A 20,247-nucleotide genomic window follows, 5' to 3' on the forward strand; every position below is an offset into this window, starting at 1 on the left:
GGTCGCGGCGGCGGTGGCGGTCGCGAACCTGAAGCTGCTGCGCGACGAAGGGATCGTCGAGCGCGTGAAGCACGACACGGGCCCGTACTTCCAGGCGCTGATGCGCGAAACCTTCGCGCGTCACCCGATCGTCGGCGAAGTGCACGGCCACGGGATGGTCGCGAGCCTGCAGCTCGCCGAGTCGCCGGCCGAACGCCGCCGCTTCGCGAACGGCGGCGAGATCGGCACGATCTGCCGCGACTTCTGCTTCAACGGCAACCTGATCATGCGCGCGACCGGCGACCGGATGCTGCTGTCGCCGCCGCTCGTGATTTCGCGTCAGGAAATCGATGAACTCGTATCGAAGGCGAAGAAGGCCGTCGATGCGACCGCCCAGCAACTGGGCCTTTCGTAACGACTTTGCCTACAGGCGTGCGGCGGGTGCCGCGCGCCGCCATAACCCAGGGGAATTCCACCATGCGTGCCTGCTTTCTTCGCCAAGCCTGTTCCATCGCGGCCCTTGCCGCGGTGGCCGCGTTCACGTCGGTCGCCAGCCCGTCGGCGCATGCCGACGAGCTGAACGTCTACAACTGGTCCGACTACATCGCACCCGACACGATCCCGAACTTCCAGAAGCAGACGGGCATCCACGTCAAGTACGACAACTACGACAGCGACGACACGCTGCAGGCGAAGCTGCTGGCGGGCAGCTCGGGCTACGACATCGTCGTGCCGACCTCGAACTACATGGCCAAGCAGATCCAGGCCGGCGTGTACCAGAAGCTCGACAAGTCGAAGATCCCGAACCTCGCGAACCTCGACCCGCTGCTGATGAAGATGATCTCGGACGCCGATCCGGGCAACCAGTACGGCGTTCCCTGGGCCTACGGCACCGACGGCATCGGCTACAACGCGCAGGCGGTGAAGAAGGCGCTCGGCGACAAGGCGCCCGTCGACAGCTGGGCGCTGGTGTTCGACCCGGCCAACATGGAAAAGCTGAAGAGCTGCGGCGTGTCGTTCCTCGACCAGGCCGTCGACGTGTTCGCGGCCACGCTGCAGTACATGGGCAAGGATCCGAACAGCAAGAACCCCGGCGACTACCAGGCTGCGTTCGAAGTCCTGAAGAAAGTCCGCCCGTACATCACCCAGTTCAACTCGTCCGGCTACATCAACGACCTCGCGAACAACGACGTGTGCGTCGTGCTCGGCTGGTCGGGCGACGTCGGCATCGCGCACCGCCGCTCGTCGGAGGCGAAGCGCCCGTACGACATCAAGTTCTCGAACCCGAAGGAAGGCGGCCTGCTGTGGTTCGACGTGATGGTGATCCCGAAGGATGCACCGCACCCCGAGGCCGCGCTGAAGTGGATCAACTACGTGTCCGACCCGAAGGTCAACGCGGCGATCACCAACACGGTGTTCTACCCGACCGCGAACAAGGCAGCGCACCCGTTCGTCACGCCGGCCGTCGCGCAGGATCCGACCGTCTATCCGCCCGAGGACGTGCTGAAGAAGATGGTGCTGATGAAGCCGATGCCGGCCGACATCCTGCGCCTCGAGAACCGTCTGTGGGCGCAGCTGAAGACGGGCCACTGATCACGAACCATCACGGCGGCGCAGGCATCGGCTGAACGCCTGCCCGCCAGAGATCCGCGGACGCTTCGTCCGCCCGCGCGCACCGCGCGCTGTTCCATCCGGCACGAGCCGTTGTCCGCGAGTCGCGTTGTACGCCTCGCGCGGGAACGCTCACGCCTGCAATCCGTGAAGAACGAATGGTGACTCCCATGCAATCGATACCCTCTTCCGCTGCCGCACGCCACACCCAACCGGCCGCCGCGGCCCGCACGAAGAACGATGCGTTCGTGCGCATCGAAAACGTCGTGAAGAAGTTCGGCGACAGCACGGCCGTCGACAACGTGAACCTGACGATCGCGAAGAACGAGCTGTTCGCGCTGCTCGGCAGCTCCGGCTGCGGCAAGTCGACGCTGTTGCGCATGCTCGCCGGGCTCGAGACGGCGACCTCCGGCAAGATCTTCGTCGACGGCGAGGACCTCGCGTCGCTGCCGCCGTACCGCCGCCCGGTCAACATGATGTTCCAGTCGTATGCGCTGTTCCCGCACATGTCGGTCGAGTCGAACGTCGCGTTCGGGCTGAAGCAGGAAGGCACGCCGAAAAACGAGATCAAGGAACGCGTGGCCGACGCGCTCGCGCTGGTGCAGATGAGCAAGTACGCGAAGCGCAAGCCGCACCAGCTGTCCGGCGGCCAGCAGCAGCGCGTCGCGCTCGCGCGCTCGCTGGTGAAGCGCCCGAAGCTGCTGCTGCTCGACGAGCCGATGTCCGCGCTCGACAAGAAGATCCGCCAGAAGACCCAGCTCGAACTGGTGAACATCATCGAGAAGGTCGACGTGACCTGCGTGATGGTCACGCACGACCAGGAAGAGGCGATGACGATGGCGAGCCGCCTCGCGGTGATGAGCGAAGGCAAGATCGTGCAGATCGGCACGCCGGGCGAAGTGTACGAATACCCGAACAGCCGCTTCTCGGCCGAGTTCATCGGCTCGACGAACCTGTTCGAAGGCCGGGTGGTCGAGGACGAACCCGATCACATCTTCGTCGAAAGCGACGACCTCGAGGCACGCATGTACGTGAGCCACGGCGTGACCGGCCCGCTCGGGATGCCGGTCGGCATCTCGGTGCGGCCGGAGCGCGTGCACGTATCGCGCGAGAAGCCGGGCTCGCATCACAACTGGGCGCGCGGCGTGGTGACCGACATCGCGTACATGGGCGCCTACTCGCTGTATCACGTGCGTTTGCCGAGCGGCAAGACGGTCGTGTCGAACCTGTCGAGTTCGCACCTGATGCACGACAGCGCGCCGGCGTGGAACGACGACGTGTTCGTGTCGTGGTCGCCGGCCAGCGGCGTCGTGCTGACGCAGTGAGGACGACATGATGAGAACTTCCGCCTCCACTCCGTCCGCGCCGGTTTCGACCGGTGCCGCCGCAACGACACAGGCTTCGAAGCGCCGCAGCCGCTTCGCCGCGCTGTCGCGCTTCCTGCCGTCCGGCCGCGGCGTCGCGATCGGCGTGCCGTTCCTGTGGCTCGTGATCTTCTTCGCGCTGCCGTTCGTGCTGGTGTTCAAGATCAGCTTCGCCGACCAGGTGATGGGGATCCCGCCGTACACGTCGCTCGTCGAGATCAAGGACGGCGTCGTGCACTTCGCGCTGCAGCTGTCGCACTACGCGTTCCTGCTGCAGGACGACCTGTACATCGCGACCTATCTCAGCTCGCTGAAGATGGCCGCCGTGTCGACGCTGCTGTGCCTGTTGATCGGATTCCCGATGGCGTACTACATCGCACGCTCGGAGCCGGGCCGCCGTAACGTGCTGATGATGGCCGTGATGCTGCCGTTCTGGACGTCGTTCCTGATCCGCGTGTACGCATGGATCGGAATCCTGAAGGATGACGGCCTCCTGAACCACACGCTGATCGCGCTCGGCATCATCCACACGCCGCTGCGCCTCTATCACAGCGACGCGGGCGTCTACATCGGGATGGTCTATTCGTACCTGCCGTTCATGGTGATGCCGCTCTACGCGCACCTCGTGAAGATGGACCTCACGCTGCTCGAGGCCGCCTACGACCTCGGCGCGAAGCCGTGGGTCGCGTTCACGCGCATCACGCTGCCGCTGTCGAAGAACGGGATCATCGCCGGCAGCCTGCTGGTGTTCATCCCGGCAGTCGGCGAGTACGTGATTCCGGAACTGCTCGGCGGCGCCGACACGCTGATGATCGGCCGCGTGATGTGGGATGAATTCTTCAACAACATGGACTGGCCGATGGCGTCCGCGGTGACGGTCGCGATGGTGCTGCTGTTGCTGGTGCCGATGGCGCTGTTCCAGTACTACCAGGTCAAGGAACTGGAGGAAGCGAAATGATCAAGCCGAGCAAACCGCTGTCGACGGGCGTCCTCGCCTTCGGCTTCCTGTTCCTGTACATCCCGATCATCAGCCTGGTCGTGTACTCGTTCAACGAGTCGAAGCTGGTGACGGTGTGGTCGGGCTTCTCGCTGAAGTGGTACGCGGCGCTGTGGCAGGACGACGAGCTGCTCACCGCCGCGTGGCTGTCGCTGAAGATCGGCCTCCTGACGGCCACCGCGTCGGTCGTGATCGGCACGTGGGCGGGCTTCGTGCTCGCGCGCTTCGGCCGCTTCAAGGGCTTCACGCTGTACACGGGGATGATCAACGCGCCGCTGGTGATTCCGGAGGTGATCCAGGGGATCTCGCTGCTGCTGCTGTTCGTTGCGCTGGAGCAGATGTTCGGCTGGCCGAAGGGCCGCGGGATGGTGACGATCTGGATCGGCCACGTGATGCTGTGCGTGTCGTACGTGGCGATCATCGTGCAGTCGCGCGTGAAGGAGATGAACAAGTCGCTGGAGGAAGCCGCGCTCGACCTGGGTGCGACGCCGCTGAAGGTGTTCTTCGTGGTGACGTTGCCGCTGATCTCGCAGGCGCTGCTGTCGGGCTGGCTGCTGTCGTTCACGCTGTCGATCGACGACCTGGTTCTGTCGGCGTTCCTGTCGGGGCCGGGCTCGACCACGCTGCCGCTGGTGGTGTTCTCGCGCGTGCGGCTCGGGCTGAACCCGGAAATGAACGCACTGGCGACGCTGTTCATCACCGCGGTGACGATCGGCGTGATCGTCGTGAACCAGATGATGATCGCGCGCGAACGGCGCCGGGTGGCCGACATGAAGGCGGCGTTCGCGGCGGCCTGACGCCCTGCTTCCCTTTTCATCGATAACAAGACCCGCGCGCCGCGAGAAGCGGCGCGCGGGGCGATCACAGATTGACCAAGCGCACGACAAGGAGAATCCGCAATGAAGAAGAAACTGATCTGCCTGCTGGTGGCCGGCGCGTTGCCCGGCATCGCGCTGGCCGACTCGACCTCCGCCGAAATCAAGGCACTGCAGGCGCAGGTCGCCGCGCTGCAGAAGCAGATGAAGGCCATGCAGGCGCAACTCGCCGCGAAGCCGGGCGGCACCCCGGTCGCGCAGGCCGGCGCGACGATCGCGGCTAAGCCGGTGATCGTGGCCGCCGACCCGTCCTCGCCGGACTACGGCAAGGCTCAAGCCACGCTGACCAACGACGAAGTCAGTGAAATGAAGCAGCAGATCGCGAACCAGCAGCTGAAGGTCGACTCGCTGACGGACGCGGCCAACACCGGGCCGCTCGCGGGCCTGTCGGTCACCGGCTACATCGACCCGACCTACATCTACAACCGCGCGGCCGGCACGTCGTCGTTCCTGTTCGCGAACCACGAGAACGCGTACAACTACTTCAACAGCACGTTCGGCGATCTCTACCTCGACATCAAGAAGACCTTCGGCGTCGGCCCGATGGCGCCGTCGGCGGAGATCACGCTGATGCCGAACCGCGGCAACGGCATCACGCTGCTGCAGAACTCGCGCGGCTCGATCACCGACAACCTGCTGAACACCGCGGTCGTCAACGTGCCGATCACCGCCGAGACGACGCTGGTCGCCGGCCTGATCCCGAGCTTCGGCGGCTACGAGGTGCAGCAGTCGAACCAGATGCTCACGCTCACGCACAACCTGCTGTACGATTTCTCGGATCCGGGCAGCTACGTCGGTGTCGGCGCGAACTACACGAAGGGCGCCTGGGCGTGGAAGTTCTTCCTCGGCAACGAGCAGTACCGCACGTACGGTTCGGTCACGCAGACGGGCACCAACGCGCTCGGCGACCCGATCTCCACCAGCAACAAGGTGCCGACCTTCACCGCGCGCGCGGACTACACGTGGTCGAGCGCGCTCGACATCGGCGGTTCGTTCAACATCGGGCGGCAGACGCTGGCGAGCGCGATCGACGACCAGGGCAACGTCCACTACGGCCCGGGCGGCGCGGCACCGAGCGCCTACGGTTCGTTCTTCTTCGGCGAACTCGACGCGACCTACACGCTCGCCGACATTCAGTACAACGCCGAAGTCGACTACGGCCGGCAGCAGCATGCGGCGTTCAACGGCGGGCTCGCTCAGTGGTACGGCCTGTCGCTGCTCGCGCACCGCAAGTTCAACGCGCCGGTGGTCGGCCGCATGGGCGTGACGCTGCGCTACGACCTGCTCGCCAACTCGAAGAACGGCGGCGGCGGCGGCGGCATCGCGCTGAACGGCAACGGGATGGATCCGAGCAACGGCTTCGGCGTCGACGCGGACTGCCTCGCGCAGTCGAAGGCCGGCGGCGGCCTGGGCTTCGAGTGCAAGGGCGCGGTGCGTCAGGACGTCGCGCTCGACCTGCTGTTCTACCCGACCCAGCAGATCACCGTGAAGGTCGAATACCGGCACGACTGGGCGAACAACAAGGTGTTCCTGCGCAACGACGGTTCGTACGGCAAGTCCAACGACCTGCTCGCGACGCAGTTCATCTATTCGTTCTGATGCGGGCCGCGCGGGACGCCGTGCCGCGCGCATGGCGTCCCGCATCGTTTCACCCGGCCGGATCGCGGTGCGTCGCGCACCGGCGCCGGCCGTCTTCGACGGAGTCGGTTTGATGACGCAGTCTTTCACCCGCCGCGCCGACGCGCTCGCGCGCGACTCGTACTACGAAGCAACCGCCACGCGCCCCGTGGCCGACGACCCCGTGCTCGAGGAAGCGATCGACGTCGACGTGTGCGTGATCGGTGCGGGCTTCGCGGGCCTGTCGACGGCGCTCGATTGCCGTGCGCGCGGGCTGTCGGTCGCCGTGATCGATGCGCATCGGCCCGGCTGGGGCGCATCGGGCCGCAACGGCGGACAGGCGATCACGGGCTTCGCGAAAGACGAGGTGATCGAGCAGCATCTCGGCGCCGCCGGTGCGCGTGCCGCGTGGTCGCTGTCGCTCGACGGCGTCGCGCTGATCGCCGAGCGGATCGCGCGCCACGGCATCGACTGCGACTTCACGCGCGGCTACCTGACGGTCGCGACGAAGCCGCGCCGCATCGGCGACCTGCGCGCCTGGATGGATGCCGCGAGTTCGCGCTGGGGCCATCCGTCGCTGTCGTGGCTCGACACCGGCGAAATCCGCGCGCGCATCGCGTCACCGCGCTATCTGGCGGGCGTCTACGACCCACTGTCGGGCCACCTGCATCCGCTCAAGTATTGCCTCGGCCTCGCCGAGGCCGCGCGCCGCGAAGGCGTCGCGCTCCACGCGCACACGCCCGCGCTCGACGTCGTGCGCGGCGCCCGGCCGGTCGTGCGCACGCCGTCGGGCGAGGTGCGCTGCCGCTTTGTCGTGTCGTGCTGCAACGCGGGCCCCGGCGGCATCCTGCCGGCCGCGACCGCCGCGCGCATCGCGCCGGTCGCGTCGTACATCATCGCAACCGAACCGCTCGGCCGCGCGCGCGCCGACGCGCTGATCGCGCAGCGCGAAGCCGTGTGCGACAACAACTTCTTCCTCGACTACTTCCGGCTGTCGGCCGACCACCGGATGCTGTTCGGCGGCCGTGCGAACTCCGCGGGCGCGTCGCCCGACACGCTCGCCGACACGATCCGGCAGCGCATGGTGGGCGTGTTCCCGCAGCTCGCCGACGTGCGCGTGGACCACGCGTGGGGCGGCTTCGTCGACGTCACGCGCAACCGCGCGCCGGACTTCGGCGCGCTCGATCCGAACTTCTTCTACGTCCAGGGCTTCAGCGGGCACGGCGTGGCGCTGACCGGCATCGCCGGACGCGCGATCGCCGGCGCGATCGCGGGCGACACGCGCGCGTTCGACCTGTTCGCGCAACTGCGCCACCGGCGCTTTCCCGGCGGCGACGCATGGCGGCAGCCCGCGCTCGAACTCGGGATGCTGTACCACCGCGTGCGCGAGCTGTTCTGAGTCCCCTTCATTCGTTTTCCTGAACATGCAGACATTCGCCAACCAGCCGCACGTCGCGTCGTACTACGCGGCGACCGCCAACGATACGACCCGCCATGCGCCGCTCGCCGGCGCGACCGACGCCGACGTGTGCGTGATCGGCGCGGGCCTCACCGGCTTGTCCGCCGCGCTCAACCTCGCCGAGCGCGGCCATTCGGTGACCGTGCTCGAGGCATCGCGGGTCGGATGGGCGGCGAGCGGGCGCAACGGCGGCCAGCTGATCGGCGGCTTTGCATGCGACATCGACACGTTCGGCAACTTCATGCCGGAAGGCGACGTGAAGCGGATCTGGGACATGGGGCTCGAAACGCTGTCGCTCGTGAAGTCGCGCATCGCGAAGCACGACATCGACTGCGCGCTCGTGCCCGGCTACCTGACCGCCGCGAACACCGAGCGCGACGCGGATGCGCTGAAACGCTGGCGCGACGAGGCCGCGAAGCGCTTCGGCCACGAACGGTTCCATTTCGTCGAAGCGGACGAACTCGGCGACTACGTGCAATCGGCGCGCTATCGCGGCGGCCTGTACGACCCCGACAGCGGCCACCTGCATCCGCTGAACTACACGCTCGGGCTCGCGCGCGCGGCCGCCGACGCGGGCGTGCGGATCCACGAGGACAGCTGCGTGACGCGCGTGCGCGACGTGTCGGGCGGCCACGTCGTCGAGACCGGCCAGGGGCAGGTGCGCGCGCGCTTCGTGGTGCTCGCGTGCAACACGTACGTCGGCACGCTCGCGCCCGCGCTGTCGAAGAAGATCATGCCGGTCGGCACCTACGTGATCGCGACCGAGCCGCTCGGCGCGGCGCGCGCCGCCGCGCTGATGCCCGCGCGCGCGGCGATCTGCGACAGCCGCTTCGTGCTCGACTATTTCCGGCCGGCGCCCGACACGCGGCTCGTGTGGGGCGGCAAGGTCAGCTATTCGACGCGGCCGCCGCGCAATCTCGCCGACGCGATGCGCGCGGACATGCTGAAGACGTTCCCGCAGCTCGCGGACGTGAAGATCGACTACGCATGGGGCGGCTTCGTCGACATCACGATGAACCGCGCGCCGCACTTCGGGCGCGTCGCGCCGACGCTGTATTTCGCGCAGGGTTTCTCGGGGCACGGCGTGAACACGACCGCGCTCGCGGGCAAGCTGATCGCCGAGGCGATCGACGGCCAGGCGAGCCGCTTCGACCTGTTCGGCAAGATCCGGCATCGCGACTTCCCCGGCGGCGCGACGCTGCGCACGCCGGCGCTGGTGCTCGCGATGAGCTGGTACCGGCTGCTCGACGCGTTCGGCATGCATTGAGCGGCGGCGCACGACACGACGCACGCGACGTACCGGCCACGCAAAACGGCCGCGCAAGCGCGGCCGTTTCATCGAATCTCGCGGCTTCGGCACGGCATGCAGGCGCCCCGCCTGCCCGACGCGCCGAAGCCGTGGTCCGCGCGCCGGTCAGTCGGTCCCGTACTTCGGCGAACGCGGCCCGTACAGCAGCCCGTTCGGCGGCCCCGCGGACAGCAGCCTGCTGCTGGTCAGGCCGGCCACATCGTGCGCTTCGTCGGTCAGCGAATGCGCGACCTGCTTGACGGCTGCCTGCACCAGCATCCCGACGACCCCGAACGCGTTGACGCTCATGTTGTTGCCGACTTCCTTGCCGGTCGCACGGCCCTCGCCCTGCCACAGCACGTCGCCGGTCTTCAGGTCGACGAGCTTCGCCGACGCCGCGACCACCGTCGTGCTGTCCACCACCTGGTAGACGGAGCCGTATTGCGTGATCTTCGCGTACAGCGCGGCGTCCGCACCGAAGATTTCGCGCAGCTTCGCCGGCGACGTGCCCTGGATTTCCGCGGCGTTCGTGAGGCCGTTCTGCTTGAACGTCTCGTCCATCACCGCGACCGGCACCACGTAGTAGCCCGACTCGGCCAGCGGCTGCGTCATCTGCGACAGCACACCGTAGGTCGCGCCGACATCGGTCGTCTCGTTGAGCGGCGGCAGCACGAGGATCGAGCGCGGCTGGCTCTTCTTGAAGGCCGTGTAGTCGGGGCGTTTGACGGGCTGCGCGCACGCGCTCAACAGCGCGACGATCGACAGCACGGACAGCAGCTTGAATGAAAGTGTCTTGATCATGGCAGGCACGTCACTGTTTGGCGGGAGTCGGATCGGCATTCTTCTGGCCGGCGATCGTCTGGCCGGCGGCCGACGGATTCGCGGCCTTCGCGGCCTTCGCGTCGCCGGCTTTCTTCTTCATCAGGAAATCCATGAACGACGCGGATTCCGGAAAGAGCGCCTTCTCGGCCTGGAATTCCTGCGCGGCCTGCTGTTCGCTGCCGACGCTCGCGTAGAGCATCCCGAGATGCGCATGGAAGCCCGGCGGCGGCGTCTTGCCCTTCGCGCGAATCTCCTGCAGCGCCTTTTCGAGCGCGTCGATCTGCTCCTGCGGGGACTTCTGCCCCTTGAAGTATTCGTACACCTGCGGCTGATAGCCGTTCCATTGATAGAGCGGCGGCGTGGTCGGCGCCGCGCAGCCCGCGAGCAGCATGACGGCCGCCGTCGCCGGCAGCCAGATTCCCCGTTTCATGGTCTTGTCTCTTCTGGTTGGTGAATGATTCGTCGCCCCGTACTGCGCACGGCGCCTATTGCGGTGCCTTCAGCGTGCCGGCGTCGACCTGGTCGACGAGATGATTCACGGCTTCCTGGATCGCGAGGTCCAGCACCTTGCCGTTGAGCGTCGAGTCGTAACCGGCCGTGCCGCCGAAGCCGATCACTTCGCGGTTCGACAGGCTGAACTCGCCCGCGCCCTGGCTCGACGCGACGACTTCCGACGTCGTCGTGTCGACGATGTTCAGGTTGACCTTCGCATACGCGACCTGCGTCTTGCCGCGGCCGAGAATACCGAACAGCTGGTGATCGCCGACGTCCTTGCGGCCGAACTCGGTCACGTCGCCGGTCACGACGTAGTTCGCGCCCTTCACCGCCTGCGCCTTCTTCATGAAGCCGGCTTCCTGCTTGATCTCGTCGAGGTTCTCGCGATCGAGCACGTTGAAACGGCGGCTCTGCTGCAGGCGCGTGACGAGGATCGTCTTCGCCTGTCCGCCGAGGCGGTCGATGCCGTCCGAGAAGATGCCGCGCATGTAGCTCGAGCGGTTGTCGAACTTGCCGACCGCGATCGCGACGGGCTTGCCCGCATACGGTTTCTGCGCGCTGCTCACGGCCGGCACGTCGAGCGTGCGCGACGATTCGGTCGCGCAGCCGGACAGCGCCGCGACGAGCGCCGCCGCCACGAGAACGGTGCGTCGTGTCTGAATGTTCACTGCGGGTCTCCTTACGTGAAAAGATTGCCCGGAACGGGCTCGCCGGCTTGCCGACAAACCGGCGGTCGATGCGATGATCGAAGCGGCCGGGGCGCGCATCGGCGCGCGCGCGACTTCATCGCCCGGACGGCGATGGAGATGGCGGCATGCGAAGGGAAAGTGCACGCAACGGACGTGTTGCGGCGAGACGCGAACGCGCGGCGCATGGATCGACGACCCCGCTTGCGCCGGCTACCGCGTGATTCTGGTTACTGCGCTGTTGATCGCGCATGATCGGCCCCGTATATGATTTTGGCCGATCATACCAAGTCTGATTGTCGAGACGGGATTTCTTTAGAAGAATTGACGATCTTTACAAATCGCCGCGGATCCGTGGTGCGTCACACGCCAGCGGAGCGTGCGCGGGACGCCCGCGCCGGCCCGCGAGCCGGCGCGCCGCTGGCGGTCAGTCGGCCACCTTCTGCCGCATCGTCACGAACTCCTCGGCCGCGGTCGGGTGAATGCCGATCGTATCGTCGAATTGCGCCTTCGTCGCGCCCGCGCGAATCGCGATCGCGATGCCCTGGATGATCTCGCCCGCGTCGCGGCCGACCATGTGCGCGCCGATCACGCGCTGGCTGTCGCGCGCGACCACCAGCTTCATCAGCGTGCGCTCGTTGCGGCCCGACAGCGTGTGGCGCAGCGCCTTGAAGGACGTGCGGTAGATGTCGACTTCACCGTGCACGCGACGCGCATCGGCCTCGGTCAGGCCGACCGTCGCGACCTCCGGCTGGCTGAACACGGCCGACGGGACGTAATCGTGATCGGCCGCGACGCGCGCGCCGCCGAACAGCGTGCGCGCGAGCAGCGCGCCGTCGCGCGTCGCCACCGGCGTGAGCTGCGGCCGCGACGTGACGTCGCCGAGCGCATGGATCGAAGGCACCGACGTCGCCGAATACGCATCGACCGCGATCGCGCCGCGCGCGTCGAGCATGACGCCCGCGCGCTCGAGGCCGAGCCCTTCGACGTTCGGCACGCGGCCGGTCGCATAGAGCACCGCGTCGTACGGCCCGTGCTGCGCGTCGCCGACGTGCACGGAGAGCGTGCCGTCGTCCGCGCGCGCGATCGATTCGACCACCGCGCGCGCGTGGATCGCGACGCCCTGCTTCGTCATTTCGTCGGTGAGGAACTGGCGCACGTCGTCGTCGAAGCCGCGCAGGATCTTCTCGCCGCGATAGAACAGATCGACCTGGCTGCCGAAGCCGTTGAAGATGCCGGCGAACTCGACCGCGATATAGCCGCCGCCGACCACCGCGATGCGCTTGGGGCACGCCGGGAGCGACAGCGCCTCGCGCGACGTGATCGCATGCTCGATGCCGGGACGGTGCGGCAGCGCCGGCCGCGAGCCGGTCGCGATCGCGATGTGGCGCGCGCGGATGGTGCGCTCGCCGATCGCGACCGTATGCGCGTCGACGAGGGTCGCGCGTCCTGCGTGCATCGCGACGCCGGATTGCCGCAGCAGGTCGATGTAGATGTCGCTGAGCCGGTTGATCTCGCGATCCTTCGCGGCGATCAGCGCGGACCAGTCGAGCGTGCCGGCGCCGAAGGTCCAGCCGAAGCCCTTCGCATCCTCGAGTTCGTGCGGATAGTGCGATGCGTAGACGAGCAGCTTCTTCGGGATGCAGCCGCGCAGCACGCAGGTGCCGCCGATCTGCTCCTGTTCCGCTATGCCGACGCGCGCACCGTATGACGCCGCCACCCGGGCGAGCCTCACGCCGCCGGAGCCGGCCCCGATGACGAACAGGTCGTAGTCGAAATCCATCGCAAGCCCTCATCGCAGTTCGGATGACGGCACGATAGCAAGATTCGGGAATTCGTGCGGAACGTGGCGCCGCAGGACGCGCGCGCCATAAAAAACGGCGAGAGACGTTGCCTCTCGCCGGTCAAACCGGCTGCCGGGTGTGCCATGCGTCACCGATCGACCACATGCCCGGCCTGCCGGCCGCGCGGCACCGGTCCGCCCGGATGCGCGAACGGCGCACCCGCGGCGGGACCAGCCGCCTTGCTCAGGCCTGCGACGTGTCGCTGCCGTCCGTCGCCTGCGTGTCGTCAGCCTGCTGCGGCTGCTCTTCCTTCTTCTCGAGCATGCCTTCGATCGCCTCGGCGCCCTTGAAGCCGGCGACGGCCGCCGCCGCCTTGGTCAGCAGGCCCGCATCCGGATCGAGCTTCTCCGCCGCCTCGACGGCTGCCACTGCGCCAGCGATTTCACCCACGGTGTTCAGGATACCCATCGTCATCCCCTTTCAAGAAAATCGTGAGCGCATCGTCCCACGAAAAAAAACCGGCGGACCGTGTTTGTCATCACCGGATACACAAGTTACGCGCCAGACCGGCCGCACGCGAACGCGCCCCGGAACGACGCCCGCGCGTGCGTTGCGGCACGCGGCGGACCCTGCACGCAGCGTAGCGGAATCGCTTCGCGCGCACTGTCAAAGTATGTTCTGGAATGCCGACGGAACCCTTACGGGCGGCGCGTTCCCGATGGAGCAATCGCTGAATGGTCGTCTGCGCGCAGGAAGGCGCGTGGCGAAAAAAAAGAGGCTCCTTCCTGGAGCCTCTTCGATGCGCGCCGAACCGGGGCCGGCGCACGCGTTGACGATTTTCGTCAGAAGATATTGCGCAGGCCGATCGCGATGCCGGTCTGGTTGCTGCGACCCGGCAGCTCGACGTTCGCCGCGCCGTTCGTCTTGTTGAAGTCGACCGTGCCGTAGACTTCCGTGCGCTTGCTGAGCGCGTATTCGGCGATGCCGACGATCGCGTAGCGGTTGCCGCTCGCGAGCGTGCCGTTCGCGGTCATCGCGTTGCGCATGTGGTCGTAGTAGAACGCGCCCGTCAGCGTCAGCGGCGTGCTGACCTGCCAGCTCACGCCCGCGAACGGACCGTCGTCGATCCGGCCCGTGCCCTTCGCGACCGGAATCGACTGCTGCGCGAGCAGGCTGTCGACGAAACCGGTGTCGTCCTTCGAGCGCAGGTAGCCCGCATAGATCTTCGCCTTGCTGAACGCATACACGACGTTCGCGTGGTAGATCGTCTGCTTGCGTGCGGAGTTGTCGCTGTTCTGCTGCGCGCCGGCCGCGATGCTGAGCGGACCCGTCACGTACGACAGCGACACGCCCCATGCGTTGCCCTTGCCGAGCGAGCCCGGGATCTGGCCCGAGAAGCCGCCGGCGCCGGTCGATTCGTAGTTGGTGCCCGTCGAGTACATCGCCTTCGCGGTCAGGCCCGCGAACGTGCCCGTGTACTTGATCTGGTTGTCCGCATACAGGCCGCCGCCGAGTGCGACTGGCAGCCATGCATTTTCGAGGTAGTTGCCGACCGTCAGCGGATCGTAGGTGTCCGACAGCAGGTCGAACAGCGGCGTCTTCTGGCGGCCGAGGGTCACCGTGCCGTACGGGCTGTCCAGGCCGACGTATGCCGCGCGGTTGAACAGGCGGCCGCTGTCGGCGAATGCGCCGTTCTGCAGGTTCACGCCGCTTTCGAGCTTGAACACGGCCTTCAGGCCGCTGCCGAGGTCTTCCGTGCCGTAGATGCCGAAGCGGCTGTTGGTGATCGCGCCGTTGGACATCGACAACAGGCCGTCGTTCTTGGCGTTCGCGTTGGTCAGGTAGCGAACGCTGACGTCGGCGACGCCCCACAGCGTGACCGAGCTTTGTGCTGCTGCGTACTGGCTGGCGAAGGCCAGCACCGCGCCCCCTGCGATGGCTGCGAGCCGGGTGGTCTGCTTCATGAGCTTTCCTTTTTGTAGGTGTCTCCATTCATGGCCGGCCGCGTGCGCAGCCGGGTGGCGATCGCGGACGCTCATGGCGCGCGCGATGTGGGCTGAATCATAAGACCAGTGCGCACGCCGAAAGAAATTGAAACGCGCGGTCGCGCGCGATTGTCGCCCTGGAACAACGTTTCCCGCGCCGGGCTTGCCTGTCGCGCGACGGATGCGGGTCGCGGCGATGGCGGGACGAAGGCCGGCGCTGTAAGGCGCGGCCGGAGCAACCGGTTTGCGCTGGGGCAGCGTGGCGGAGGGTGGCGCGATGAGCCGGTGATTCGGCCGCGCGGCGGACCGGCGGGCCGCATGGCGGCGGCCCTGCGCGCGTCAGGCCGGCCGCGGCGTCCCGCCGTCGGGGTTGCTGCCGTTACTGCCGTTGCTGCCGCGAACTTCGGCGCCCCCGTTGCCGGCCGCCCCATCGCCACTGTCACGCCCACCGCCCGCGCGCCGCCGCGCCCGCCGCACGATCTCCGCGAACGCACCGGCGAGCAGCAACACGGCGCCCCACAGCGCGACGTCCGGCATGAGCCGCGTCACGAGGCCGCCGACCACCGCGCCGGCCAGGAAGCAGAAGCTGATCGTCGCGAGCAGCGCCGAATCGTGCAGCGCGCCCGCGTCGTAACGGGGAATCAGCCCGACGAACAGCTTCTGCGCGGCGCGCCGCAGGTTGCCGGTCGTCATCACCGACGTGTACGACAGTTCCTCGAGATGAGTAAACGACAGCGTCTGCAGCGTCGCGACGAACGAGATTCCGGGAATCAGCCACGCGCTCGACGCGCCGACGAGCCCGCTCGCGGCGACGCCGAGAAACGCGATCTCGACGATCAGGCTCGCGAACGCGGTGTGCCGCATCCAGCCGCGCTGCGCGGCGAGACCGAGCAGGTGCGCGACGAACACCGCGACCACGAAACCGCCGAGCGGCGGCACGTGATGCAGCGCGGCCGCCCATTCGCCGGCCGACACGTTGATGCCGAGCAGCGCGACGTTGCCGGTCATCGTGTTCGCGAACACGTGGCCGTGACCGACGTACGTGTACGCGTCGAGATAGCCGCCGGACAGCGTGAGCAGCGCGGCGACGGTGAGATTGCGGCTGGCGCCGTCGAGATCCATCAGGCCTCCCGTGAAGAGTCGCGCCAGTATCGCGCACGGGAGGCCGGTTGTGCGCCGCTCACTGGCCGATGCCGGTGAGCCCGATCAGCGCGCCGGCCGCGAGCAGCCACAGCGGATGGATGCGCGTGCGCCACGCGAGCACCGCGCATGCGGCGGTGATGCCCCACTGGATCGCGGTGCGGTTCGACGCTTCCGAGATCAGCACCGCGCTGGCCGCGACGAGCCCGGCCGTGACCGGCATCAGCCCCTGTTGCACGTAGCGGCGCCACGGCCGGTCGCGAAAGCGCTCCCACGCGTGCAGCGCGAGCACCGTGACGATCGACGACGGCCCGAACTTCGCGATCGATGCGACCAGCAGCCCGGCCCAGCCGGCCACATGCCAGCCGACCAGCGGCACGATCATCATGTTCGGCCCCGGCGCGGCCTGCGCGAGCGCGAACAGCGCGGTGAACGCGTGCGCGCTCATCCAGTGGTGCACGTCGACGACCTGCCGCTGCATCTCCGGCAGGATCGTGTTGCCGCCGCCGAATGCGAGCAGCGACAGCTGGCTGAAGATCGTCGCGATCGCGATCAGCGTGTCGTTCATCACCGGCCTCCGTCGCGCACGGCGGCGCGCTGCGGTGCCGGCGTCTCGCGGCGCCGCGACGCGAGCCAGATGCTCACGGGCGTCAGCACCAGCATCGCGCTCAGGAGCGGGATGCGCAGCACCGCGATCGCGGCGAATGCGAGGGCCGCAATGCCGGCCGCGGTGCGCGGCGCGTGCAGCAGCGGCTTCGCGACCTTCACGGCCATCGCGACGAGCAGGCCCGCTGCCGCGGCGGCGAGCCCGCCGAACAGGTGCTGCACGCGCGGATCGCCCTGCGTCTTCGCATACAGCACACCGAGCCCGACGACCACGAGCGTCGGGCCCGCGATCAGCCCGAGAATGCCGGCGAACGCGCCCGCGACGCCGCGAAAGCGCATGCCGACGGCGACCGACAGGTTGATCACGTTGCCGCCCGGCAGGAACTGGCACAGCCCGAGCAGATCGGTGAATTCGTCGGCGGTGAGCCATTTGCGGTCGTCGACGATCGTGCGCCGCGCGAACGGCAGCGCGCCGCCGAACGACATCAGGCCGAGCGACAGGAAGCCGGTGAACAGCTCGGCGAGGCCGACACGGCGTGGAGGCGCGGCAGGCGACGGAGAAACGGATTGCATGGGGCTCCTCATCAAACGATGCCCCGAGGTTACCGCCGTGCGGCACGCCGGCAAAACGATTTTATCGGCGCGTCCTTGTGATCTAGAATCACAAGCATGGCACGCGATCTCCCGCCCTTTTCCGCGCTTCGGGCCTTTGAAGCAGCGGCACGACATGAAAGCTTCAGCGCCGCCGGCGACGAGCTGCATGTGACTCATGGTGCCATCAGCCGGCAGATCGCCGGGTTCGAGGCGTGGCTCGGCAAGCCGGTGTTCCACCGCTACGGCAAGCGCGTGAAGCTCACCGACGAAGGCCGCCGCTATCTGGATACCGTCCGCGCCGCGTTCGACAGCATCGCGCTCGCCACCGAGCAGCTGCGCAACACCGGGGCCGCGCGCGTGCTGCGCATCAATGCGCTGCCGACCTTCGCGATGAAATGGCTGCTGCCGCGCCTGTCGCGGTTCCAGCGCGACGTGCCGAACGTCGAGCTGAAGCTGTCCACGTCGAACGCGCCGCTCGATGCGCTCGACGGTTTCGACGTCGCGATCCGCCGCGGCCCCGGCCACTGGCCGAACTGCACGAGCGGCCGCTTCCTCGACGAAAGCGTGATTCCGGTCTGCAGCCCCGCGCTGCTCAAGCGCGCGCCGATCACCCGCGCGGACGATCTCGCGCGGCACGTGCTGCTGCATTCGGACACGCGTCCGGAAGGCTGGCGCGACTGGTTCGCGGCGGCCGGCGTGACGATGAAGGGGCGCAAGCGGCAGTCGTTCGACCACTTCTACCTGGCGCTGCAGGCGGCCGTCGACGGGCTGGGCGTCGCGCTCGGCCCGCTGCCGCTGATCGACGACGAGCTCGCGAGCGGGCGTCTGGTGATGCCGCTCGACGGGCCGCGCATCGCGACACGCAGCTACTGGTGGATCGCGCCGGGCACGCCGGCCGACGATCCGCTGGTCGCGCAGTTCTGCGCGTGGCTGGAAGCGCTGGGGAATGCGAACGGATGACGCGCGCCGCGTCGCCGCTACCCGATCGAAACAACGCGGCGTGCCACCTCACGTCCCCGTCCGCGTTGCAGGAATGAAACCGATCCGCGCGCAACGCCCGCGATTCCCCTGCGGAATCGATGTCGCGCGCCCCTGCGTTTCCTCGTCGCTCCCGCCACCGGACGTCAGGCTTGGCATGCGGCCGACCGGCCCACCGCCGCGCGTTTCAGCGCTGAAACATTTTCGCGTGCGCCGCGTTGCACCGGCGTCACGCGGCCCCCGCCGAGCCCCCGTTTGCGCGGAAGTCCGCGTGCTGGCCCGTTGCTTGCTGAGGGAGCCGTGCAGACCACGAAACCTGCACGGGCGAACGACCCGATGCAGGTGACAAACATTCATCCAGCGGGTCGGGGGAAATCATGTCGAAACTCATATCGGCCGTCACACGGTTGCTGTCCTGCATCACTGCTGCTGTTGCGCATCCGCTGATGCCGACGGCACGACTTCGCACCGTCGAGATCCGCTGTGCCAACACGGTCCACGCCAGCACACGACGTCACGACACCGTGATCCGGTAATCGAAATCCGCAGCCCGCGCGCTACGACGACCATGCGCACCGTTCGCGCGGGCATTGCCGCCGGCGCCGCGGCTCACACCACCGGCCCCGGCTCCTTTTCCTTGCGCAGGATCGCGTACAGGATGATCGCGCCGAACGTCGCGGTGCCGATCCCACCGAGCCCGAAGCCGCCGATCTTCAGCGAGAAGTCGCCGGCGCCGAGCACCAGCGTGACGGCCGCGACGATCAGGTTGCGGTTGTCGGAGAAGTCGACCTTGTTGACGACCCAGATCCGCGCGCCCGTCACCGCGATCAGCCCGAACACGACGATCGACACGCCGCCGAGCACCGGGCCCGGAATCGTCTGGATCACCGCGCCGAACTTCGGCGAGAAGCCCAGCCCGATCGCGATCAGCGCGGCGACAGCGAACACGAGCGTCGAATAGATCCGCGTGACGGCCATCACGCCGATGTTCTCCGCATAGGTGGTCACGCCGGTGCCGCCGACGCTGCCCGACACGATCGTCGCGAGCCCGTCGCCGATGAACGCGCGACCGACGTAGCGGTCGAGGTTGGTGCCCGTCATCGCGCTGACGGCCTTGATGTGGCCGAGGTTCTCCGCGACCAGGATCACCGCGACCGGCGCGAGCATCAGCATCGCGTGCGGATCGAACACCGGCGCGCGGAAGCTCGGCACGCCGAACCACGCGGCATGCGCGACGATCGCGAAATCGACCGGCTTGCCGAGGCCCATCCCGTTGGTCGCGATCGCATAGATCACGTAGGCGATCACCAGCCCGACGAGGATCAGCAGGCGCTGCATCATCCCGCGCGCGAACACCGCGACGCCGCCGACGCACAGCACCGTGACGAGCGCCATCACCGAGTCGAAGGTCGCTGCCGACACGCCCTTGACCGCGATCGGCGCGAGGTTCAGCCCGATCACCGCGACCACCGCGCCGGTGACGACGGGCGGCATCAGCGTCTCGATCCAGCGCGTGCCGATGGCCTGCACCAGTGCCCCGAGCGCGACGTACACGACACCGCACGCGACGATCCCGCCGAGCGCGACCGGGATGTTCGGGTTCGGGCCGCTGCCGCCGTAGCCCGTCACCGCGATCACGAGGCCGATGAACGCGAAGCTCGAGCCGAGGTAGCTCGGCACGCGGCCGCCGACCAGCACGAAGAACAGCAGCGTGCCGATACCCGACATGAAGATGCACAGGTTCGGGTCGAAGCCCATCAGCAGCGGTGCGAGCACGGTCGAGCCGAACATCGCGACGACGTGCTGCACGCCCATCGCGACCATCTGCGGCCACGCGAGGCGTTCGTCGGGGCCGACCACGCGCGAGACCGCGCCGGTCGGTTGCACCCGCCAGCGCGGGAAGTAGGAATCGGACATGGGGAAAAGGGCTCCTGTCGAACGCCGGCTGCGGGACGGTGCGCCGGTCT

Annotated in this window: 19 protein-coding genes; 9 read left to right on the top strand and 10 right to left on the bottom strand. The window is 67.8% G+C overall.

The window, feature by feature from the left end:
* The 8 genes from DIE16_RS10980 to DIE16_RS11015 form a co-directional block, all read left to right on the top strand.
* Nucleotides 1-394: aminotransferase class III-fold pyridoxal phosphate-dependent enzyme (locus DIE16_RS10980; RefSeq protein WP_124892279.1), on the top strand; the 394-nt coding region annotated here is incomplete at its 5' end.
* 62 nt (nucleotides 395-456) lie between these two features.
* On the top strand, nucleotides 457-1,572 hold the full coding sequence (locus DIE16_RS10985; protein WP_124486634.1) for a polyamine ABC transporter substrate-binding protein: 1,116 nt from the start codon (nucleotides 457-459) through the stop codon (nucleotides 1,570-1,572).
* A 188-nt stretch (nucleotides 1,573-1,760) separates the two neighbouring features.
* Nucleotides 1,761-2,915 carry an ABC transporter ATP-binding protein gene (locus tag DIE16_RS10990; protein WP_124486635.1) on the top strand — a complete coding sequence of 385 codons (1,155 nt, stop codon included), beginning with the start codon at nucleotides 1,761-1,763 and terminating at the stop codon, nucleotides 2,913-2,915.
* Nucleotides 2,916-2,925: 10 nt separating this feature from the next.
* Nucleotides 2,926-3,912, top strand: coding sequence for an ABC transporter permease subunit (locus DIE16_RS10995; protein ID WP_044847898.1), 987 nt, complete (start codon nucleotides 2,926-2,928; stop codon nucleotides 3,910-3,912).
* Nucleotides 3,909-4,748 (top strand): ABC transporter permease subunit, encoded by an 840-nt coding sequence (locus DIE16_RS11000; RefSeq protein ID WP_044847895.1) that lies wholly within the window; start codon nucleotides 3,909-3,911, stop codon nucleotides 4,746-4,748. Before DIE16_RS10995 ends, DIE16_RS11000 begins: the two co-directional genes overlap by 4 nt.
* 102 nt (nucleotides 4,749-4,850) lie before the next feature.
* A complete protein-coding gene (locus DIE16_RS11005; protein WP_124520515.1) occupies nucleotides 4,851-6,425 on the top strand; it encodes a DUF3138 family protein in 1,575 nt (524 codons plus the stop codon).
* A gap of 112 nt (nucleotides 6,426-6,537) precedes the next feature.
* Nucleotides 6,538-7,842: an FAD-binding oxidoreductase gene (locus DIE16_RS11010; RefSeq protein WP_124892280.1), complete on the top strand. Its 1,305-nt coding sequence runs from the start codon at nucleotides 6,538-6,540 to the stop codon at nucleotides 7,840-7,842.
* Between the two features lie 25 nt (nucleotides 7,843-7,867).
* A complete protein-coding gene (locus tag DIE16_RS11015; RefSeq protein ID WP_124892281.1) occupies nucleotides 7,868-9,169 on the top strand; it encodes an FAD-binding oxidoreductase in 1,302 nt (433 codons plus the stop codon).
* 147 nt (nucleotides 9,170-9,316) lie between these two features.
* On the opposite strand, the gene DIE16_RS11020 is transcribed toward DIE16_RS11015, so the two are convergent.
* The 9 genes from DIE16_RS11020 to DIE16_RS11060 all read right to left on the bottom strand — a co-directional run bounded on the left by DIE16_RS11020 (nucleotide 9,317) and on the right by DIE16_RS11060 (nucleotide 17,281).
* Complete coding sequence (locus DIE16_RS11020) at nucleotides 9,317-9,991, bottom strand: DUF799 domain-containing protein (protein ID WP_044847891.1); 675 nt, start codon at nucleotides 9,989-9,991, stop codon at nucleotides 9,317-9,319.
* Nucleotides 9,992-10,001: 10 nt separating this feature from the next.
* Nucleotides 10,002-10,442 (bottom strand): DUF4810 domain-containing protein, encoded by a 441-nt coding sequence (locus tag DIE16_RS11025; protein ID WP_124520518.1) that lies wholly within the window; start codon nucleotides 10,440-10,442, stop codon nucleotides 10,002-10,004.
* 55 nt (nucleotides 10,443-10,497) lie between these two features.
* Complete coding sequence (locus DIE16_RS11030) at nucleotides 10,498-11,169, bottom strand: CsgG/HfaB family protein (RefSeq protein WP_185500359.1); 672 nt, start codon at nucleotides 11,167-11,169, stop codon at nucleotides 10,498-10,500.
* 451 nt (nucleotides 11,170-11,620) lie between these two features.
* Nucleotides 11,621-12,976 (bottom strand): glutathione-disulfide reductase, encoded by a 1,356-nt coding sequence (gene gor / locus DIE16_RS11035; protein ID WP_124892282.1) that lies wholly within the window; start codon nucleotides 12,974-12,976, stop codon nucleotides 11,621-11,623.
* A gap of 244 nt (nucleotides 12,977-13,220) precedes the next feature.
* Entirely contained in the window at nucleotides 13,221-13,445 is a 225-nt protein-coding gene (locus tag DIE16_RS11040; protein WP_121861342.1) for a hypothetical protein, read from the bottom strand.
* A gap of 374 nt (nucleotides 13,446-13,819) precedes the next feature.
* Complete coding sequence (locus tag DIE16_RS11045) at nucleotides 13,820-14,941, bottom strand: porin (RefSeq protein WP_044847888.1); 1,122 nt, start codon at nucleotides 14,939-14,941, stop codon at nucleotides 13,820-13,822.
* Nucleotides 14,942-15,301: 360 nt separating this feature from the next.
* Entirely contained in the window at nucleotides 15,302-16,084 is a 783-nt protein-coding gene (locus DIE16_RS11050; protein WP_124892283.1) for a YoaK family protein, read from the bottom strand.
* Between the two features lie 58 nt (nucleotides 16,085-16,142).
* The gene (locus DIE16_RS11055) at nucleotides 16,143-16,670 is read right to left on the bottom strand and encodes a chromate transporter (protein WP_044847886.1); all 528 of its coding nucleotides are present in this window, start codon (nucleotides 16,668-16,670) and stop codon (nucleotides 16,143-16,145) included.
* Nucleotides 16,670-17,281: a chromate transporter gene (locus DIE16_RS11060; protein WP_124520522.1), complete on the bottom strand. Its 612-nt coding sequence runs from the start codon at nucleotides 17,279-17,281 to the stop codon at nucleotides 16,670-16,672. The genes DIE16_RS11055 and DIE16_RS11060 overlap by 1 nt, the downstream gene beginning before the upstream one ends.
* Before the next feature lie 96 nt (nucleotides 17,282-17,377).
* On the opposite strand from DIE16_RS11060, the gene DIE16_RS11065 reads away from it, so the two are divergent.
* Nucleotides 17,378-18,262 (top strand): transcriptional regulator GcvA, encoded by an 885-nt coding sequence (locus DIE16_RS11065; RefSeq protein ID WP_124892284.1) that lies wholly within the window; start codon nucleotides 17,378-17,380, stop codon nucleotides 18,260-18,262.
* A 627-nt stretch (nucleotides 18,263-18,889) separates the two neighbouring features.
* Here the strand turns inward: DIE16_RS11065 and DIE16_RS11070 are convergent.
* On the bottom strand, nucleotides 18,890-20,197 hold the full coding sequence (locus DIE16_RS11070; RefSeq protein WP_124892285.1) for a solute carrier family 23 protein: 1,308 nt from the start codon (nucleotides 20,195-20,197) through the stop codon (nucleotides 18,890-18,892).
* Between the last annotated feature and the right edge of the window lie 50 nt (nucleotides 20,198-20,247).

This window comes from Burkholderia sp. Bp9090 (genome assembly GCF_003857985.1).
In the GTDB taxonomy this organism is placed as follows: domain Bacteria; phylum Pseudomonadota; class Gammaproteobacteria; order Burkholderiales; family Burkholderiaceae; genus Burkholderia.

Bases quoted from the DNA above. Each gene is read 5' to 3' on its own strand.
- gor (WP_124892282.1), bottom strand. From the start codon at position 12,976: ATGGATTTCGACTACGACCTGTTCGTCATCGGGGCCGGCTCCGGCGGC.
- DIE16_RS11045 (WP_044847888.1), bottom strand. From the start codon at position 14,941: ATGAAGCAGACCACCCGGCTCGCAGCCATCGCAGGGGGCGCGGTGCTG.
- DIE16_RS11060 (WP_124520522.1), bottom strand. From the start codon at position 17,281: ATGCAATCCGTTTCTCCGTCGCCTGCCGCGCCTCCACGCCGTGTCGGC.
- DIE16_RS11000 (WP_044847895.1), top strand. From the start codon at position 3,909: ATGATCAAGCCGAGCAAACCGCTGTCGACGGGCGTCCTCGCCTTCGGC.
- DIE16_RS11055 (WP_044847886.1), bottom strand. From the start codon at position 16,670: ATGAACGACACGCTGATCGCGATCGCGACGATCTTCAGCCAGCTGTCG.
- DIE16_RS11050 (WP_124892283.1), bottom strand. From the start codon at position 16,084: ATGGATCTCGACGGCGCCAGCCGCAATCTCACCGTCGCCGCGCTGCTC.
- DIE16_RS11040 (WP_121861342.1), bottom strand. From the start codon at position 13,445: ATGGGTATCCTGAACACCGTGGGTGAAATCGCTGGCGCAGTGGCAGCC.
- DIE16_RS11065 (WP_124892284.1), top strand. From the start codon at position 17,378: ATGGCACGCGATCTCCCGCCCTTTTCCGCGCTTCGGGCCTTTGAAGCA.
- DIE16_RS11005 (WP_124520515.1), top strand. From the start codon at position 4,851: ATGAAGAAGAAACTGATCTGCCTGCTGGTGGCCGGCGCGTTGCCCGGC.
- DIE16_RS11070 (WP_124892285.1), bottom strand. From the start codon at position 20,197: ATGTCCGATTCCTACTTCCCGCGCTGGCGGGTGCAACCGACCGGCGCG.
- DIE16_RS10995 (WP_044847898.1), top strand. From the start codon at position 2,926: ATGAGAACTTCCGCCTCCACTCCGTCCGCGCCGGTTTCGACCGGTGCC.
- DIE16_RS11015 (WP_124892281.1), top strand. From the start codon at position 7,868: ATGCAGACATTCGCCAACCAGCCGCACGTCGCGTCGTACTACGCGGCG.
- DIE16_RS10990 (WP_124486635.1), top strand. From the start codon at position 1,761: ATGCAATCGATACCCTCTTCCGCTGCCGCACGCCACACCCAACCGGCC.
- DIE16_RS10985 (WP_124486634.1), top strand. From the start codon at position 457: ATGCGTGCCTGCTTTCTTCGCCAAGCCTGTTCCATCGCGGCCCTTGCC.
- DIE16_RS11020 (WP_044847891.1), bottom strand. From the start codon at position 9,991: ATGATCAAGACACTTTCATTCAAGCTGCTGTCCGTGCTGTCGATCGTC.
- DIE16_RS11025 (WP_124520518.1), bottom strand. From the start codon at position 10,442: ATGAAACGGGGAATCTGGCTGCCGGCGACGGCGGCCGTCATGCTGCTC.
- DIE16_RS11010 (WP_124892280.1), top strand. From the start codon at position 6,538: ATGACGCAGTCTTTCACCCGCCGCGCCGACGCGCTCGCGCGCGACTCG.